Genomic DNA, 14364 nt, shown 5'->3' with positions numbered 1-14364 from the left:
ACTGATGAATTTCAAAGACAAAAAAGTTACCTTACACGACATGTCATTACGTGATGGCATGCATGCAAAACAACATCAAATTAGCTTAGATCAAATGGTATCAATTGCCACAGGGCTGGATGAAGCTGGCATTCCACTGATCGAAGTTACCCATGGTGATGGCTTAGGTGGCGCGTCACTTAATTATGGTTTTCCTGCCCATACCGATGAAGAATACTTAAGCGCTGTAGTACCTAAAATGACGCAAGCGAAAGTATCCGCATTGTTAATTCCTGGTATAGGTACCTTAGATCACTTAAAAATGGCCTATGACCACGGTGTCAGCACTATTCGTGTTGCTACGCATTGTACCGAAGCCGACGTCTCTGAACAGCACATTAGTGCAGCTCGTAAAATGGGTCTAGATACGGTTGGTTTCTTGATGATGGGACATATGATCAGCCCAGAAGAACTCCTTGTTCAAGCTAAATTGATGGAGTCTTATGGCGCCAACTGTATTTACTGCACCGATTCTGCCGGTTACATGCTGCCAGACGATGTAAAATCACGTATAGGCTTATTAAGAAGTGAGCTAAATACAGCTACCGAAATTGGTTTTCACGGCCACCATAACTTAGGCATGAGTATTTCTAACTCGCTTGCCGCAATGGAAATGGGTGCCAGTCGCATCGATGGTTCCGTCGCTGGCCTAGGTGCGGGCGCCGGTAATACGCCATTAGAAGTATTTACTGCGGTACTTGACCGAATGGGGGCTAATCACGGCATTGATCTTTATAAGATTATGGATGTTGCTGAAGATTTAGTGACACCGATGATGGATCAGCCAATTCGCATCGATAGAAACTCATTAACGCTTGGTTATGCTGGGGTATATTCGTCATTCTTGTTGTTTGCGGAGCGCGCTGAGAAAAAATATGGTGTACCTGCTCGCGATATTTTACTTGAACTTGGCCGTATGAAAACCGTTGGTGGTCAAGAAGATATGATTGATGATACTGCGATGACCATGGCTAAAGCCCTAAAGGCCGCTAAAGCTTGAAGCTAAAAATGACCAATCTGCATCAACATGCCTTATTGTTGATGCTAACTTTATTTTATCTAGAGACCTTTGTTGGCCGCCAGATTATGGCGGTGATGATTGAACCCATTAAAGCTGAGTTCGGCGCAACTGATGCTCAAATGGGCTTATTAACAGGTCTCGGATTTGCCATCGTATTCGCCTTAGTTGGCATATCAGCCGGTCGTCTCGCCGACAAAGTTAACCGGACTTATTTACTCGCTGCTAGCGCCCTACTTTGGGGTGTGATCACCCTGATAAGTGGCCTTGCAACAGGCTTTGTAATGTTGCTGCTGATCAGGATGTTGATAGCAGTGGCAGAGGCGCCGGTAACATCAGCCTCATTGTCATTACTGGCTGATTCTTACCCTATTGAACGCCGCTCGTTTGCGATCAGTTGTTTCACCTCTGGTGCTACTTTTGCTGCCATCATTGCGCTGACCGTTGGCGCTTATTGGGTTGAGCACTATGGTTGGCGTCAAACTTTTTTTATTATTTCCACGCCCGCTTTATTAATTTCCCTATTGTTCTTTTTTGTTATGCCAGAGCCGCGTCGTGGTCAATATGATATTTTGATAAATACGCCTAAGCCGACAGTAACAACAGATCTAACTGGCTTTAGAGAATCAGCAAAAGCGCTATTGCAACAGAAAGACTATCGGTTACTAGTCGCTTCAAGTGCTATTGCGACCGTAGGTGCAAATGCCTTTGGCATGTGGAATGCCACATTTTTAGTACGCAGTCATGATTTAACCCTATCGCAAGCCGGTATGATGGCCGGTTTTTTTGGTGGCGGCGCCGCTGCTATCGGTATTTTGTTAAGTGGTTATCTTTCCGATAGAATTGCCAGACACAAAGGTGTTTTATGGTTACCTTTGTTGGGTCATATTCTCGGCTGGCTTTGTATCATTATCTATTTTATTTGGCCGAAAGGTTTAGGTGATGAGTATTCATTTCCTGGTGTTCCATTCGCGATGTTATTTTGCACTTTAGCCAGTTTTTTTTCGGTATGGTGGGTCAGTCCCTGCCTAACATTATTAACCTCAATTGTGCCAGGCAACCAGCGCGCATTGGCCATTTCAATGCAAACAGTGCTCATTACATTTTTAGGGCTAGGCTTAGGTCCAATGCTCGTGGGTGTGCTCAGTGATTTACTCAGTAGTTTAGTCGCGCTCGAATCTCTCCGCTATGCGTTGATCATTACGAATAGTTCAACCCTAATATCAGTTTTGCTGCTGTTTAAGTTAAAGTCTTATCAGTCAAGTCAACGACTCGAAAGTAAAACTATCAATCAAAGTTAACTTAACAATATTCAGGAGTTTATTATGTCAGTTACAGCAGTCACAGGTTCAGCGTCAGGTATTGGTGCAGCCGTCGCTCAACAATTACGCGAAGCAGGTCATACAGTGATAGGCATCGATCGCCAACAAGCCGAGGTCGTTGCTGACTTATCATCAAGTGAAGGTCGCAAAAAAGCCGCAGAGCAAGTTATCGCGCTCTCAAATGGACAGTTAGATGGGCTGGTTTGTTGTGCAGGTTTAGGCGTGACCGCACCAAGCAGCAGTTTAGTGGTTTCTGTGAATTATTTTGGTTCTACAGAGCTTATTGATCTACTCCACCCGGCACTGGCTAAAAGTACCAATCCTGCGATCACTATCATAGGTTCTGTAGCTGCTGGCCAACAAACAGCACAACCTCATCCAATGATCGAACTCATGCTAAGCAATGACGAACAAGCTGCGCGGACTGCCGCCGATGAACTAGCTCAACCACATATTGCTTATTCAGCCTCTAAATATGCATTAACCATGCATTGTCGACGTTTAGCAGTAACAACAGGAAGTACGGGTGTCCGCCTTAATATCGTGGCACCGGGCGCGATTGAAACCCCCTTACATGAAGCCTCAAAGAATGACCCGCGTTTTGGCGAAGCTGTGCGTAATTTTATTGCTCCCATTGGACGTAATGGCCAACCGAGTGAAATTGCCGACGCTGTCAGCTTTTTGCAATCACCACAGGCTTCTTTCGTACACGGCAGTATTATTTATGTGGATGGTGGTATGGATGCCATGATGCGTAATGGCAACTTTTAATTAAAGAGTTAACTAGCATTTAGGTCTATCAACAATTTTAAGAGTAACCTTGATGAGTTGATAGACTTAAAGCCAAATACTGTGGCTGAGCAGAGACTGTTACCCCCGTGAATAATTACTGCGATCGTTAATTAAATCACAATTGAGTCTACTTATTTTTTGGTGACCAATTAACACCATTGATATGAGATCCACCATCGACAAAGATTGTATTACCGTTAATATACTGCGCATCATCCGAAGCTAATAATAGCGTAGCACCACCAATATCTTGTTCTGGGTCACCCATCCTGCCTGCAGGATTTTGGCTTAACATCTCAGCCATCATTTCAGGTTCTTTTTCCATAAATCTTTTAGCGGCTTCACTCATCGCGCCTGGACAGATGATATTGGTGGTAATACCATGTTGCATCCACTCCACTGCTGCAGTTCTCGAAAAGGCCCTTACAGCTTCTTTGCTGGCATTATATTCAGCCGTATATTTATGAGCATTAACACCATTTAACGAACACATATTAATAATTCGACCAAATTGCCTTTCCTTCATATGCGGGAAAACAGCATTCATAATATTTACTATAGCGAAAAAACCAGCCTGCATAGTTTTATAATAACCATCCATCGGTTTACTCTCTATTGGCCCAGGTGGGATCAGGCCAGTAGGATAGGCATTATTAACTAACACATCTACCTGACCAAATTGAGCCACGACCTGATCAACTAACTTTTCACCACCGTTTACATCAAATAAATCATAAGGTATATAGTAGCCTTTGCCGCCTAGTGCTTGCAGAGAATTTGCTGTTTGTTGGCCCGCATCTACATTAATATCAGCGACAATTACCGTACCTCCTGCGCGAGCAAAGCGTCTAGAAACGCCTTGACCAATACCTTGTCCAGCACCTGTAACTATGATGATTTTATTGTCGAAAATATGCATTTATATACCTAGTTGGCGATAAAAACGCCGTTATTCTGTTTTTAACACACGCCCTAAAGTAACATCACCTTCGATAGTGGTGCGATTTATCACTCGATCAACGCCAGGTTTAGTACCCGTAGTACAATGCATAGCACGCCAGTTATCCCAGAGCACCATGTCACCTTCTTTCCACTGATGGAAATAAGTAAACTCAGGCTTTTGCACATGAGCAACAAGGCGCTCTAAGAGCTCTATAGATTCATCATTAGACAAGCCAAATTGCTGAGGAGTAACCACTCTATCGAGAAATTGCTCAACTACTTCAAGCACTTTACGACCACTGATCGGGTGTGTAACTACCATAGGGTAAGCAGCGTCTGAAAAATCAGGAAAACCGATATCAGTTGGTTTTCTTGGACTATTAGGGCCAGGCTCATAACCGTCTAGGTTGACATAACGCATATGCTTACGTTGCATACTAAAGCTATACACAACTTCTAGCTTTTCAATTAAGGCTTTTGTCTCATCATCTAAGGCGTCATAGGCTTTAGCAAGATCACCAAAACCGGTGAGGCCGTCCTCAGCTGCAACCACAACCGCCCGTAATAGTGCACCATGATTGGGTCGTGCTGTGTAATGCAAATCCATGTGCCAATCCAAACGCCCAACAATTTCTTTGCCTTTATAAAAAGCTGTTTGAAACTTATCCATGGGACCACCATTTTTAAGTTCAAATAACTCTGGATATTTATCACTGGTGGTAACTTTGAGTGGATGTAATTCTAGCTTGCCGAAAATTCGACTAAACTCAATTTGCTTTTCAGGGCTGATATCCTGATCGCGAAAAACTAAAATAGCATGTTCATACCACAGGGCTTTAAGTTCGGCTTTTATTTCATCGGTCAGTGGCTGATTAATATCAAAACCGGACACTTCTACGCCGACATTAGCAAGCGGGGTTACTGTAAGCTTCATCTTTTATTCCTTCTATTGGTTAAGTAACTCGACAAGTTAGTCGACTAAACCGGGATCAAGGCGTAATTCTTTGCGCGCCATTGCCTCCCAAACAAATGGGAAACCATTATCATCAGCGATAGACACTTTCTTGACTTCCTCGTCACTTAACGGTCTGCCACCACCAGCTAATTCCACTTCATAAGCACGTTTGCTTCGCCATTCAAGAGTAATAGCACGAAGATGAGCTTGGCGTAGGTCTTTGCCTACCACTAAAGAGCCGTGGTTAGCCAGTAATGCCCACTTTGCATCACCTAATGCTTCAACTGCAGATAAACTCGTTGATTCGTTTTCAAAGGTACCTTCATACTCATCATAAAGCGGTAACTCAACTCCACAATAGGCACTAGCTTGATCATAAACAGGTGGTATTTTTTGCATACAAGCCCAAATACCACTCCAGTGCGGATGATTGTGGATGACAACATGTACGTCTGGTCGCATTTCGTGCAATTGTAAATGTAAGCCGAGTGCTGGTGTAACATTCCAATCACTGTCAAGAACATTACCTTTTGGGTCAAGAGTAACAATATCGCTCGCAGTCAGTTCACCCCAAGCTAATTCCCATGGATTAGTAAGAATATTACCGTTAGGCAGGCGATAGGTAATATGTCCGGCAATATGTTCATCCCACCCTTCGCGAATAAGCATACGACACATCAGCGCGACTTGAGCTTTTGCACTTAGCTCAGGTAGAAGTTCTTTGCGCCCTGGGCGCGTTGCAAAGCGTTCAAGCATCGCTTGGTTAACACCTTCAAATTTTTTCATGACTTTCATACCTTCTGTTTATTTGTAAAAGATTACTCATAGCAAAATAATAGGTAAGTCGACAGCATAAAGCTTGTCACTTAGTGTCAGGTTGTTGTCCGATGAGGCCATTAGACATAATTTATCTCACCGCAAATAATGCTTGGCGAAAACCACTAGGCGACAAGCCAGTCCACTTTTTAAAAGCACGATGAAAGCCAGAGCTATCGGCATAACCTAACTGCTGTCCAATTCGGGTAATTGATAAGCTCGGATCACTTAAATGACGACGAGCATGGATTTCCCTGACCTGATCAATTAACTGCTGATACCGCCACCCCTGGGCTAGTAGCTTGCGACTCAAGGTCCTGCGACTGCAATGCAATTTAATCGCCACATCGTATAAAGATGGCGGGTTGGCAGGGTCTTCAACAATGAATTGCGAAAGTCGCCAAGCGATGTTGCCTTGATTGCGAGTGATACTTTTTTCTTCACATAGTTTTGTATATAAAGTGACACTATGTGGGCTGGACTGCGGCAGTGGTTTATCAAGAATATTAGCATTAAAGAACAGTTGGGTCGTTGGTGCATCAAACTCTATAGGGCACTGAAAAATCAATTGATACTGCTCAACGTGTGCTGGGGCCGGATAATTACAACGCAATTTAGTTATTGGTAAAGCCTGACCTAGCACCCAACGACAAGTAGTTACAATATTGGTTAAGATGTCTTCTATGGCCAGTAATCGCAATTCGCCAAGCTCTGCTTTGGCATCAATTTGATAACAGCCCTCGGATTGAATTTCACTAAAAGAAGTCACGACAAGGTTACCCGAAAAACGTCCAGAGTAATTCTGATATTTGAGACCTGCATTGCTCGCTTCACGCAATGTCGCGCTACTTAGCATTAAATAGGCAAGTTGGTCATGAGTGGCCACTGAACGTTTTAGGCCTAATATTAGCCCCAGATCACTACCCTGATAGCATCGCTGTGCATCACTCAGTAGACCTCTATGTTGCTCGGCGCTAACTAAGGCGTTGGGATCCTGCAGCGCATTATGACTGAGGCCATTGTTGGCCGCGATGGTATCGATATCCATACCTAGACTTGATAAAAAATCTAATAACCAAATAATATAACGTGCATCTGTATTAATAATTGTTTACTCCTAGAGATATGCGTTAGCACCTAAAGTGTTTGATTGCCTTTTAAACCAACACTAATAATGATATATATTCGCCTAAAAGCCATTGTAGTAATTTGTTAATTAAACACTTTATTGATATCTATATTTATTACGATGCTATGCTTATTTAAACTTTAGATCAAATCAAAATTCTGTGCCGTTCGTGCAGCTGGGATCATCAGGTTACGAATTAGAAATTCCTGCTTGCCTGGGTGTGACACTTGATTTGGCGTTACTATTGGAAAAGGTAAAGTATCCGGCCTATCAGCCGCGATGGATTTTGCTAAGGCCATGCCCATCATAGGCGCCATAACATTACCCCACGCATTAAAATGCATTAAACCATAAATGCCAGAGGCTAACTGATACATACCAGGAAATTCCTGCTGGCCCATTGCAACACGTCCGGTCCAATAAGCTTCAAGTTCTATATTGAAATTTTTCGTTTCAGGCCATGTTCTGTTAACCCACTGCATATGCTGTTTAAAATGCCAATGAGCATCATGAGGACGAGAGCTGCTTGGGATCGACGCCATGATGATACGATTATGCTTATCGATAATAAAAGGATTTAAGTCAATGGGAACCTGCGCTAAGGTTGCTCTGCTTGGCATGATTAAATCGCGTAATTCATTCGGTAATGGCTTGGTCGACAAAGCATAGGCGGTCATTGGCGAGCAGCTTTGTTTAAATTCAGGCACCACGTCAGTGGAATAAGCGTTCGTACAAAAAACAACCTTATTACAACGCACACGTGCGCCACTTTTCATGTTAACTACCCAACCTTTTCCGTCAGGTGTTACGGTAGTTGCTTCAGTTTCGCCATAAACTCGTGCGCCTTTATCTTTAGCGACTCGAACCATACCGTTAGTAAAAAGATAAGGGTTAATTCTGCCGCCTGACTCATAAAAAACACCATAAGGGTAATAATCAGAGCCCGTCATTTTACGCATTTCGCTAGCTTCAATCGTTCTAGTTTTCTGTCCTAAAAGCGCTGCTGATTTAGCTGAAGACTTAGCAAATTTATCTAAAGCAGTTTCTGACTTAATGGCATTTAAATAACCTGATCTGCTGGCATCACAATCAATGCCATATTTTTCGGCAATATCAAATGGGATTGAATGATGTTCACTAAAAAGTTCTAAGAAGGCCTTGCCTTTATCTGGAAATGTTTCAAAAACGTCAAAATCTTTAAGTAGTGGCAGTACATGACCCGCATTTCGCCCCGATGCTCCCCACCCCGGCTGACGCGCTTCAATTAAAACCGTATTAATGTTTTGTTCTGATAAATGCAGTACCAACGAGCTGCCGGCCAAACCTGCACCAATAACCAAAACATCGGTGGTTATGTCTTGATTCAATGCTGCATAGCTTTCGCTTAAGCCTTTTGCTTTAACCCAGCCGCTAGAGGAAATAGGCACATTGCCAGTATCATAAAGAGTCAAATCAGCATCAGAGATTACCGGTGTATCATCATTAAGCTTACTCTTGATGATTGACCCCGTACCAATAGCTAAAGCTGCACCTGCGGCAACTTGACCAGTACGTTTAATAGCTTCTCTTCTTGTAAAATTTTTCACTAAAATATACCTTCCTTGTATGGAACGATTATGCCTAGTCAATGTTTTCTATATAGCATGCTGCATACAGTTTACTGAACAACCGAGTTGTTTTGATAAAACAAGATCAAACAGCCTGATATTGATACTAATAGCTTATACCGCAAATGCTAATCCCTTATACCTCAAATGGTCGATGCTTCGTTTATGTTAATGGGTTTAATTAATTCGAGGCTAATAACCTTAACGCCAAAGACACTTTATAAAGGAACTGCTATGTCAAAATTACGCACTGTAGAGCAATATATGTCAGCCTTATCGAGACAAGATCTTGATGGTATCGTTGCGCTTTACGCTGAAGATGCAACATTGGAAGACCCTATTGGTACGCCAATCATTGAGGGTAAAGTCGCGATACGTGAATTTTATAGTAAAGCAACTTGCATCAAACTCAGTGCTAGTCTCTTGGGAGACGTTCGAATTGCTGGTGGCTTTGTCGCATTTCCTTTCGCCATTACTTTACCAAGCGAAGCCGGCCAAATGCGCATGGAGATTATCGATACCTTTAAGTTCAATGAACAAGGACTTATCACGGAAATGAAAGCGTATTGGGGCGAAGAAAATTGCCATTTAGTCTAAGCCGATGGATTGGTTTTAACTGAATAAAATTATTCAATGGCAATTATCTACATAACTATTAGGAAGAAATAGATGAGTCAACGATTACAAGATAAGGTCGCGATTATTACGGGTGCATCGCGAGGTGTTGGCGCGGCCAATGCGCAATTACTTGCAAAGCATGGCGCGAAAGTAGTTTTAACCGATATTAGTGCTGAGGGTGAAAAAGTCGCCGCTGATATCAATCAAACTTGCGGCCTAGACACAGCAATATTTGTCAAACAAGATGTCAGTGACGAACAAGGTTGGACTGACTTAATTGCCCAGGTTGAGCAAAAGTACGGTCGCTTAGATATCCTCGTCAACAATGCCGCTATTTTAAAACATGCTAGCATCACAGATGAAGACTACAGTGGTTGGCAAAAAATAATGAAAATAAACACTGACAGTGTCTTTTTAGGTACTCATGCGGCATTACCTTTACTAGAAAAAGGTAATGGCGGCTCTATTATTAACATGTCATCTTCATCAGCGATTATGGGCATGCCGCACTTTGTAGCTTACAGTGCCAGCAAAGCCGCCGTGCGTGGTTTAACGCAAAGTGTGGCGGTATATTGCTCGCAAAAGCAGAATAAAGTCCGTTGTAATACCATTCATCCTGACGCCATCGCAACACCTATGTCAATGGAAGTTGGGATGGACCTTGCTCAAAAAGGTAAAAACGTTGCCGACCGAACACGGGTAATGAACTTTATTTGTACGCCTGATGCTGTTGCCAATACGGTGCTATTTTTAGCCTCTGACGAATCAAGCCATATCAATGGAGCAGCGATTCCTGTCGACAACGCCGCAACTATCACCCCACCTTATTTACCTAATTCATAACTAGCTTTCACGTCTTAACATAAAGAATACGTTACTCGAATAGCCAAAATACCAGGCTATTCGTCAATAATTAATAGGGGATAACAAATGAGTCATGAGTGTGATGTAGTTATTGTGGGTAGTGGCGTTGCAGGGCTTTGCGCAGCCATTGAAGCTGCAGACCAAGGGCTGTCAGTTATTATTTTAGATCGTTTTGCTGGTGGCGGTGCCAGTGCCTTAAGTGGTGGTGTTGTTTACGCTGGTGGAGGCACCAAAATACAACAACAAGCGAATGAAAATGATACCGTCGATAATATGTTTAACTACCTTAAACAAGAAGTGCTTGATGCGGTATCAGACGAGACTTTGCGTGACTTTTGCCAACAAAGTAGTGCTAATCTCGATTGGCTGATGGAACAAGGTGTGCCCTTTGACGCCACCACCTATGATGAAAAAACCTCGTACCCACCCGAGGGATATTTTTTATATTATTCAGGCAACGAAATTTGTTCACCTTATATTGGAAGTGCCAGCCCAGCGCGTCGCGGGCACCGCACCAAGGGGCCTTCATTTACCGGTAAAGTGTTGTATCAGCAATTACGTAAACGTGTTGCCAGTAACGATAACATTAAGCAAATAAATTTTGCTAATGTTACCGCGTTAACAAGCAATAAAAATAGCAAAATATCTGGCGTTAGCTTCCAACAGCTTGGTAACGACAATGGCGACTTTCTCAGCCGCATATCCGTAAGGCTTGCCAATAAGTTCACCATGTTAAAACCGAGTTTAAGTACCAAACTTCGAGGTAAAATCAGTAATAAACTCAAGAGACAAGAACAACAATTTATAGCAGCGAAACAAGGCGTTATCCTTGCTAGTGGCGGTTTTGTTTTTAATCGAGAGATGGTTAAGCTACATGCTCCTATCTATCGTCATTGCCAAGCATTGGGTGAAAACTGTGACGGCGCTGGCATTAATCTCGCGGTCAATGCCGGTGGCACAACTAAGTTTATGGAGCGATTTTCAGCATGGCGCTTTATTTCGCCTCCAACCGCTATGTGTAAAGGATTGTTAGTGGCGAAAAATGGTCAACGCATTGTTAATGAAGATCTCTATGGCGCAAAAACTGCCGAACATATGGTCAATAAAAATCAAGGTAAAGGCCTGTTGATCGTTGATAGTAAACTGCTAAAAGAAATTAAACTCCAAGCTCTTCCAATAAAGATTGCTTGGCATCAATGGTTACCAAATCGTATTTTATTAGCAACTAGCACAAAAAAATCAAATACGATCGAAGGGTTAGCTAAAGCATGTAAGTTACCTGTTGATACGCTACAGCAAACGTTAAAAACTTATAATGATAACACTATAGCCAACAAAGATACTTTCGCTAAAGCAGACAAGTACCTGCAACCCTTATTGCAAGCCCCCTTCTATGCTATCGATATTTCAATTAATAACCCCAACGTGCCTTGCCCTGCGTTAAGTCTTGGCGGCCTTGTGGTTAATGAACAAACATCAAGGGTATTAAACGAGCAAGGACAGTCTATAAAGGGTTTATATGCCGTAGGTCGAGCGGCGGTAGGTATTTGCTCACATTCTTATGTTAGCGGCTTAAGTTTAGCTGATTGTGTCTATTCGGGTCGTCGAGCAGCGCAAGCAATTAAAACTGGCTAAAGTAGGCTAAAGCGGGGCTAGATTCAACGCAAAAAAAACCGATTGTAGCCATACAATCGGTTAATTATCAATCTTGCTTTAGACGATAATAAAGTGCTTTATGCGAAGGTATAGCGACTAATCGTTTCGACCACACAAGCTGGCCTTTGTTGATCAGCGACTTCAATAGTCACTCGAGTCACAACTTGCAGGCTATCCTTAACCGCTTCAACGCTAACAATTTCACCTGTGCCACGAATTTTACTGCCCGCTTTTACCACTCCTGGAAAACGCACTTTGTCGCAACCATAATTAACCCCCATGCTAATATTTTGCACATCAACTAATTGCGGTAAAAAATAGTTAACCAACGACAAGGTTAAATAACCGTGAGCAATACAAGCACCAAAAGGCCCAGCAGCCGCTTTAACAGGGTCAACATGTATCCATTGGTGATCGCCCGTCGCTTCAGCAAACATATCAATACGACTTTGTTCAAGCGGTATCCATTCGGTTACGCCTAAATTAAGCCCTGCTGAATCAAGTAATTGCGCTTTACTGGTTATAATTTGATTTGCCATTTTATTCCCCTAAGCGCGTTGTGAGCTAACAGAAACAACTTCACCCGTCATGTAAGACGAATAATCACTGGCAAGAAACATCATCACGTTAGCAATTTCCCAAACCTCTGCTGCACGTCCAAACGCTTCTTGTGACGTTAATTGTTCAAGTACTTCTTCACTGGCAGCTTTTTTAAGAAAGTCATGTAAGGCAATTGATGGAGATACCGCATTAATTCTAATACCGTGTTCCGCGGCTTCTAATGCAGAACAGCGAGTAAAGGCCATCACACCGGCTTTTGCTGCAGCATAATGCGCTTGCTCTTTTTGCGCTCTCCAACCCAGCACTGAAGCATTATTAATAATAACGCCCGCTTTGCGTTTTTGCATATAGGGTAACATGGCGCGAGTCATACGGAACGTACCGGTTAGGGTGATATCCATTACGCGGTTCCATTGCTCGTCGGTCATATCAACCACAGAGGTTTGACCGCCAAGTCCTGCGTTGTTGATCAAAACATCAACACCAGCCAGCTTTTCTTCTGCCGCACTGATCAATGTTTGTACCTGCTCTTCTTGGCTAACATCGCAAAGTTGACCAAATACTTCTGTCAGGCCAGTTTTTTCTTTAATGTTAGCAACCGCCTCTTCTAAACGACGCGGATGGATATCAGATATCATCAGCGCTCGACAACCTTCTTCTGCAGCGCGAAGTGCTGCGGAAAAGCCAATACCGGCGCCAGCGGCAGCCGTCACTAAAACAGATTTTCCGCGTAAAAGATCATGTCCTTCTACATATTGAGGTACTGTGGTCATTTTTTTCTCCGAATAGGTTTGCTAATAATGCTTATCCGACAGCATACGTCGTATCTTAAACTTCAATCATCGTCAAAGCGGACTAACTTATTAATAGCTGATAGAAAAATTGCTGAAGTTACTATCACCAAATTAATAGCCGGCCTTAACATCAACAACTCCCGTTAAAGGTTCGTTATTAGCGAAGGCGGTTAAATTAACAATAAAACTGTTCATAAGCGATCCCATCATTTCAGGTGAATTCCATGAAATATGTGGGCTTAAAAAAACCTGAGGATGTGTATAAGCCCAGTGACCCGCCGTTAATGGCTCTGGCGTAATAACATCCAATGAGGCTTGTGCCACATGACCACTATCTAAAAAGGATTTCAGGGCTTCTTGGTCTAATATGCTAGCACGTGCAACATTGACAATGTGCACGCCCTGCTTGGTTTGGGCCAAAGTTTGTGCGTTAATCAAATGTTGACTTTCTGGGGTTGCTGGCAATGCCAGAACCAAATGATCGGCTTGTTGTAAAACTTCCTTTAAATCTTGGATTAATTCCACACCTTTCATTGGGCTTGCTCTGAAAGATCTCACTTTCGCTAACACCCGCATATCGAATGCTAAAGCACGTTTCGCAATTTCTTGACCAATAGTGCCAAAACCTATAATCCCCAAAGTTTTATTAGCCAAGGTGCCAAGTTTAGGTGCCGCGAACCAGTCTTGTGGTGGCGACTCAATCCAACTCTCAGGTAGGCGTTTTTCAAAACTTAACATCATAGCTATCGTCCATTCAGCGATAGGCACTGAGCTAGCACCGCGACCACAAGTTAACACCCGATCTTTGATCAACTGCAAAGGGAAGTTATCAATGCCGGTACCAAATACATGTACCCATTTTAAGCCTTCACATTGAGCTAAAACCTGTTCTAGATTGCTCTTAAACAAGTGAGACGAAGTGAGTAAAATATCCGCTGATAAGTCAGCAGGAAGCACGGAATCAGGTGCTGAAGGTAACAAAATAATTTCAAGCTCGGGCAATAATTTCAGTAGCGAATCTTGTAAGCCAGGAAAGTCAAAATGTAAAGCTAGTCGCATGTTACTTCTCAGTTTATTGTTATTTAAATAAATGAATGGTTTTATGAACTTGCTGATAGCATAAGCCGAGGCGAAAGCTTGAATCATCGTCAAAGCAGACTAAATTAGCTTATAGCACTGAGTATAGAGGCGTTACGAGTTGTAGGTGAACAGCCCTTTGATGTGATGTTTTCAGTCCACTTAGTGACTATA

14 protein-coding genes are annotated in these 14364 nt (G+C 42.7%); 6 read left to right on the top strand and 8 right to left on the bottom strand.

Annotated features, from left to right (window positions below):
• Positions 1 to 4 precede the first annotated feature (4 nt).
• From dmpG to B5D82_RS11245, 3 genes are read left to right on the top strand one after another with little or no spacing between them, the layout of a single operon-like run.
• A complete protein-coding gene (dmpG, locus tag B5D82_RS11255) occupies positions 5 to 1039 on the top strand; it encodes a 4-hydroxy-2-oxovalerate aldolase (protein WP_081151603.1) in 1035 nt (344 codons plus the stop codon).
• Between the two features lie 8 nt (positions 1040 to 1047).
• Complete coding sequence (locus tag B5D82_RS11250) at positions 1048 to 2358, top strand: MFS transporter (protein ID WP_094122799.1); 1311 nt, start codon at positions 1048 to 1050, stop codon at positions 2356 to 2358.
• 24 nt (positions 2359 to 2382) lie between these two features.
• Positions 2383 to 3150 carry an SDR family oxidoreductase gene (locus B5D82_RS11245; RefSeq protein WP_081151601.1) on the top strand — a complete coding sequence of 256 codons (768 nt, stop codon included), beginning with the start codon at positions 2383 to 2385 and terminating at the stop codon, positions 3148 to 3150.
• 148 nt (positions 3151 to 3298) lie between these two features.
• On the opposite strand, the gene B5D82_RS11240 is transcribed toward B5D82_RS11245, so the two are convergent.
• The 5 genes from B5D82_RS11240 to B5D82_RS11220 all read right to left on the bottom strand — a co-directional run bounded on the left by B5D82_RS11240 (position 3299) and on the right by B5D82_RS11220 (position 8599).
• Positions 3299 to 4090, bottom strand: coding sequence for an SDR family NAD(P)-dependent oxidoreductase (locus B5D82_RS11240; protein ID WP_081151600.1), 792 nt, complete (start codon positions 4088 to 4090; stop codon positions 3299 to 3301).
• A 30-nt stretch (positions 4091 to 4120) separates the two neighbouring features.
• A complete protein-coding gene (locus B5D82_RS11235) occupies positions 4121 to 5047 on the bottom strand; it encodes a TauD/TfdA dioxygenase family protein (protein ID WP_081151598.1) in 927 nt (308 codons plus the stop codon).
• Positions 5048 to 5083: 36 nt separating this feature from the next.
• The gene (locus B5D82_RS11230; RefSeq protein ID WP_081151597.1) at positions 5084 to 5854 is read right to left on the bottom strand and encodes a class II aldolase/adducin family protein; all 771 of its coding nucleotides are present in this window, start codon (positions 5852 to 5854) and stop codon (positions 5084 to 5086) included.
• 121 nt (positions 5855 to 5975) lie between these two features.
• A complete protein-coding gene (locus tag B5D82_RS11225; protein ID WP_172820642.1) occupies positions 5976 to 6932 on the bottom strand; it encodes an AraC family transcriptional regulator in 957 nt (318 codons plus the stop codon).
• 221 nt (positions 6933 to 7153) lie between these two features.
• Positions 7154 to 8599 (bottom strand): NAD(P)/FAD-dependent oxidoreductase, encoded by a 1446-nt coding sequence (locus B5D82_RS11220; protein WP_216628988.1) that lies wholly within the window; start codon positions 8597 to 8599, stop codon positions 7154 to 7156.
• A gap of 255 nt (positions 8600 to 8854) precedes the next feature.
• Here B5D82_RS11220 and B5D82_RS11215 point away from each other — a divergent pair, with 255 nt between their 5' ends.
• The 3 genes from B5D82_RS11215 to B5D82_RS11205 all read left to right on the top strand — a co-directional run bounded on the left by B5D82_RS11215 (position 8855) and on the right by B5D82_RS11205 (position 11737).
• Positions 8855 to 9217: a nuclear transport factor 2 family protein gene (locus tag B5D82_RS11215; RefSeq protein ID WP_157673882.1), complete on the top strand. Its 363-nt coding sequence runs from the start codon at positions 8855 to 8857 to the stop codon at positions 9215 to 9217.
• A gap of 72 nt (positions 9218 to 9289) precedes the next feature.
• Positions 9290 to 10081, top strand: a complete 792-nt coding sequence (locus tag B5D82_RS11210) for an SDR family oxidoreductase (RefSeq protein WP_081151592.1) — start codon at positions 9290 to 9292, stop codon at positions 10079 to 10081.
• An 87-nt stretch (positions 10082 to 10168) separates the two neighbouring features.
• A complete protein-coding gene (locus B5D82_RS11205) occupies positions 10169 to 11737 on the top strand; it encodes an FAD-binding protein (protein ID WP_081151591.1) in 1569 nt (522 codons plus the stop codon).
• Between the two features lie 98 nt (positions 11738 to 11835).
• On the opposite strand, the gene B5D82_RS11200 is transcribed toward B5D82_RS11205, so the two are convergent.
• From B5D82_RS11200 to B5D82_RS11190, 3 genes are all read right to left on the bottom strand, one after another.
• On the bottom strand, positions 11836 to 12297 hold the full coding sequence (locus B5D82_RS11200; protein WP_081151589.1) for a MaoC family dehydratase: 462 nt from the start codon (positions 12295 to 12297) through the stop codon (positions 11836 to 11838).
• A 9-nt stretch (positions 12298 to 12306) separates the two neighbouring features.
• Positions 12307 to 13092 (bottom strand): SDR family oxidoreductase, encoded by a 786-nt coding sequence (locus B5D82_RS11195; RefSeq protein ID WP_081151588.1) that lies wholly within the window; start codon positions 13090 to 13092, stop codon positions 12307 to 12309.
• Positions 13093 to 13224: 132 nt separating this feature from the next.
• The gene (locus B5D82_RS11190; RefSeq protein WP_157673881.1) at positions 13225 to 14172 is read right to left on the bottom strand and encodes an NAD(P)-dependent oxidoreductase; all 948 of its coding nucleotides are present in this window, start codon (positions 14170 to 14172) and stop codon (positions 13225 to 13227) included.
• Positions 14173 to 14364 lie beyond the last annotated feature (192 nt).

This window comes from Cognaticolwellia beringensis, from assembly GCF_002076895.1.
Taxonomy (GTDB): domain Bacteria; phylum Pseudomonadota; class Gammaproteobacteria; order Enterobacterales; family Alteromonadaceae; genus Cognaticolwellia; species Cognaticolwellia beringensis.
This window is presented reverse-complemented; position numbering and strand designations above follow the sequence as displayed.

Bases quoted from the DNA above. Each gene is read 5' to 3' on its own strand.
- B5D82_RS11240 (WP_081151600.1), bottom strand. From the start codon at position 4,090: ATGCATATTTTCGACAATAAAATCATCATAGTTACAGGTGCTGGACAA.
- B5D82_RS11235 (WP_081151598.1), bottom strand. From the start codon at position 5,047: ATGAAGCTTACAGTAACCCCGCTTGCTAATGTCGGCGTAGAAGTGTCC.
- B5D82_RS11210 (WP_081151592.1), top strand. From the start codon at position 9,290: ATGAGTCAACGATTACAAGATAAGGTCGCGATTATTACGGGTGCATCG.
- B5D82_RS11195 (WP_081151588.1), bottom strand. From the start codon at position 13,092: ATGACCACAGTACCTCAATATGTAGAAGGACATGATCTTTTACGCGGA.
- B5D82_RS11215 (WP_157673882.1), top strand. From the start codon at position 8,855: ATGTCAAAATTACGCACTGTAGAGCAATATATGTCAGCCTTATCGAGA.
- dmpG (WP_081151603.1), top strand. From the start codon at position 5: ATGAATTTCAAAGACAAAAAAGTTACCTTACACGACATGTCATTACGT.
- B5D82_RS11200 (WP_081151589.1), bottom strand. From the start codon at position 12,297: ATGGCAAATCAAATTATAACCAGTAAAGCGCAATTACTTGATTCAGCA.
- B5D82_RS11205 (WP_081151591.1), top strand. From the start codon at position 10,169: ATGAGTCATGAGTGTGATGTAGTTATTGTGGGTAGTGGCGTTGCAGGG.
- B5D82_RS11250 (WP_094122799.1), top strand. From the start codon at position 1,048: ATGACCAATCTGCATCAACATGCCTTATTGTTGATGCTAACTTTATTT.
- B5D82_RS11225 (WP_172820642.1), bottom strand. From the start codon at position 6,932: ATGGATATCGATACCATCGCGGCCAACAATGGCCTCAGTCATAATGCG.
- B5D82_RS11230 (WP_081151597.1), bottom strand. From the start codon at position 5,854: ATGAAAAAATTTGAAGGTGTTAACCAAGCGATGCTTGAACGCTTTGCA.
- B5D82_RS11245 (WP_081151601.1), top strand. From the start codon at position 2,383: ATGTCAGTTACAGCAGTCACAGGTTCAGCGTCAGGTATTGGTGCAGCC.
- B5D82_RS11190 (WP_157673881.1), bottom strand. From the start codon at position 14,172: ATGCGACTAGCTTTACATTTTGACTTTCCTGGCTTACAAGATTCGCTA.